Below are 2,392 nucleotides of genomic sequence, written 5' to 3'. Positions count from 1 at the left end.
TACCAAGGACATCGCCGCCTTCTCGCCGCCCGGGATGATGTGGATGGGCGCGCTGCTGCTGCTGCTCGGCACGGTGGGCCTCCTGGTGACCTCGCGGATCGCGCTGGCGCTGCTGCTCGCGGTCGGGCCGATCTTCGTGGTGCTGGCGCTGTTCGAGGGCACGCGCGGCCTGTTCACCGGCTGGCTCAAGGGGCTGGTGATGCTCGCGCTCGCGCCGCTCTTCGCGGTGCTGGGCGGCTCGATCATGCTCGAGATGGCGGTGCCGGTGCTGCAGGCGCTGACCAAGACGCCGGGCAAGATCGACCAGCAGGCGGCGATGGCCTTCTTCGTGGTCGGCTTCGTCCACGCGATGCTGATGCTGATGGCGCTGGTGGTCTCGGCGATGATGGTGCGCGGCTGGCAGGTGTTCGGCCTTGTGCCCGCGCAGGAGCGCGAGCGCTCGGGCGAGGGGCCGCGCACGGTGGTCGTCCCGCCGCTCGCGCCGGGCGCCGCGCCGCGTGGGGCGGTCCTGCCCCCCGCCAGCCCGGGTCTGGCCCCCCGCAGGGTCGAGGTAGCCCCCCTCCAGCCCGGCCTTGCCGCCAATGACACGGGGCCTGAGGGCAATGTTTCACGTGAAACACGGGTTGTCGCCGCGACCGGCAGCGGGGCGCCGGTGAGCCCGCTCAATCCGCCCGCCACCCGCACCCGCGGGATCGGCAACCGCTTCCGCACCGCCTCGTCCTCGCGTGGCACCGCGCCAACCGCCACGACCCCTCCGGAGACCTACCGATGACCCGCGCCGCGCTGACGCTCGCGCTCGCCCTTTCGTTCGCAGCCCCGGCGGCAGCGGATAACCGCTTGCAAACGCGTGTTTATGATGCCGATGCCGTGGTGCAGGTCGAAGGCCGCACCAAGGTCCAGACCACCATCAAGTTCGGCCCCGACGAGGTGATCGAGAACGTCGCGATCGGGGATTCGGCCGCCTGGCAGGTGCAGCCCAACAAGGCGCAGACGATCCTCTTCGTGAAGCCGCTGGAGCCCGCCGCGCGGACCAACATGACGGTGGTGACCGACAAGCGGACCTATCTCTTCGACCTCGTGGCTTCTCCCAAGAGTTCAGCGCTTTACGTGCTTCAATTCCGCTATCCCGAGCTCGAGAAGGCGGCCGAGGAAGCCCGTCTCGCCGCCCTCGCCGAGGCCGAGGCGCAGGCCCAGCGCGTCGCTGCCGCGCCCGACATGGCCGCCCCCGGCGCCGCCCCGGCGAGCGACCCGGCCAAGCTCAATTTCGCCTGGAGCAGCGCCGGGTCGAGCGAGCTCCTGCCGCTGCGCGCCTATGACGACGGCGCGGCGGTGTTCCTGACCTGGGCCGCGGGCACCGCGGTTCCCGCGATCCTCGTCACCAACGACGCGGGCGAGGAAGGGCCGGTCAACTTCACCGTGCGCGGCGACACGATCGTCGTCGACGGGGTGCCGCCGCAGCTGATCCTGCGCTCCGGGCGCGACACCGCGACCCTCACCAACACCGCCGGGCTTGCGCCCGGGCAGCGGCAGGCGGGGCTCTCCGCGCCGCGCAAGAAGGGCAAGAAATGATGCGCGAACAGATCTTTAGGGAGACCATGTGATGCGTCTGGCGATGCGACTGCCGCCCAGGAAGGGCGGGACGGCCAATGGCGAGACCGCCGATCCGCGCGAGCGGGAATCCGCCGAGATCATCGACCTCGCGAGCCGCGCCGCCTTCCCGGCGGTGACCGACCGCAAGGTCAAGGGTGACGGGATGCAGATCGTCGCCGGGGCGGCCGTGGTCGGCCTGCTCGGGGTGGTGACCTTCTGGGCGATGAACGCCGCGCGCACCTCGCCGCCCGAGGGCATCGGCGGCCGCGGCCCCGCGCCCGCGCAGGCCGCCGCCGTGCCGATGCAGCCCGCGGTCGTACCCGCGCCCGCCGAGCCCGCCGTCGTGCCGGACCAGCCCGAGGGCGCGCCGGTGCCCGCGCCGGTCTATGCCGTGAACCCGAATGCGGCGCCTGGATCGGCGATCAACCCCTATGCGAGCCCGCAGCTCGTCTTCGACGCCAGCGTTGCCCGCGCGATCCGCGCCGCCGAGGGCGCGCTGCCCGCGCCCGCCCCGGGCACCCCGGGCGCCGAGGTGGCCGGCACGGGCGGCGCGGCCGCCTTCGCGAGCCGCGTCGGCGGGGTCGGCGGCGCGCCCGCGCAGGCGCGTTCGATGGTCAACCCCTCGACCACCGTCACCGAGGGCACGCTGATCCCCGCGATCCTCGAGACCGGGATCAACACCGACGTGCCCGGCTACGTGCGCGCGGTGGTGAGCCAGGACGTCAAGAGCTTCGACGGCAAGCGCGTGCTGATCCCGCGCTCCTCGCGCCTCATCGGCCAGTACCAGGCCGGGGTGCAGCAG

The 2,392-nt window shown here is 72.7% G+C and carries 3 protein-coding genes; all 3 read left to right on the top strand.

The features are described 5' to 3' along the window. Window positions 1-772, top strand: a 772-nt coding sequence (locus tag ACLBKU_RS17650) for a type IV secretion system protein (protein ID WP_410180884.1), incomplete at its 5' end; no start/stop codon positions are given. Further along, window positions 769-1,569 (top strand): TrbG/VirB9 family P-type conjugative transfer protein, encoded by an 801-nt coding sequence (locus tag ACLBKU_RS17645; protein ID WP_410180883.1) that lies wholly within the window; start codon window positions 769-771, stop codon window positions 1,567-1,569. The genes ACLBKU_RS17650 and ACLBKU_RS17645, both read left to right, overlap by 4 nt. A 31-nt stretch (window positions 1,570-1,600) precedes the next feature. After that, a partial coding sequence (locus tag ACLBKU_RS17640) for a TrbI/VirB10 family protein (RefSeq protein WP_410180882.1) occupies window positions 1,601-2,392 on the top strand: 792 nt, incomplete at its 3' end.

It is taken from the genome of Erythrobacter sp. NE805, from assembly GCF_046452355.1.
GTDB lineage: Bacteria > Pseudomonadota > Alphaproteobacteria > Sphingomonadales > Sphingomonadaceae > Erythrobacter.
The sequence above is the reverse complement of the archived record's forward strand: the minus strand, read 5'-3'. Positions and strand labels throughout refer to the sequence as shown.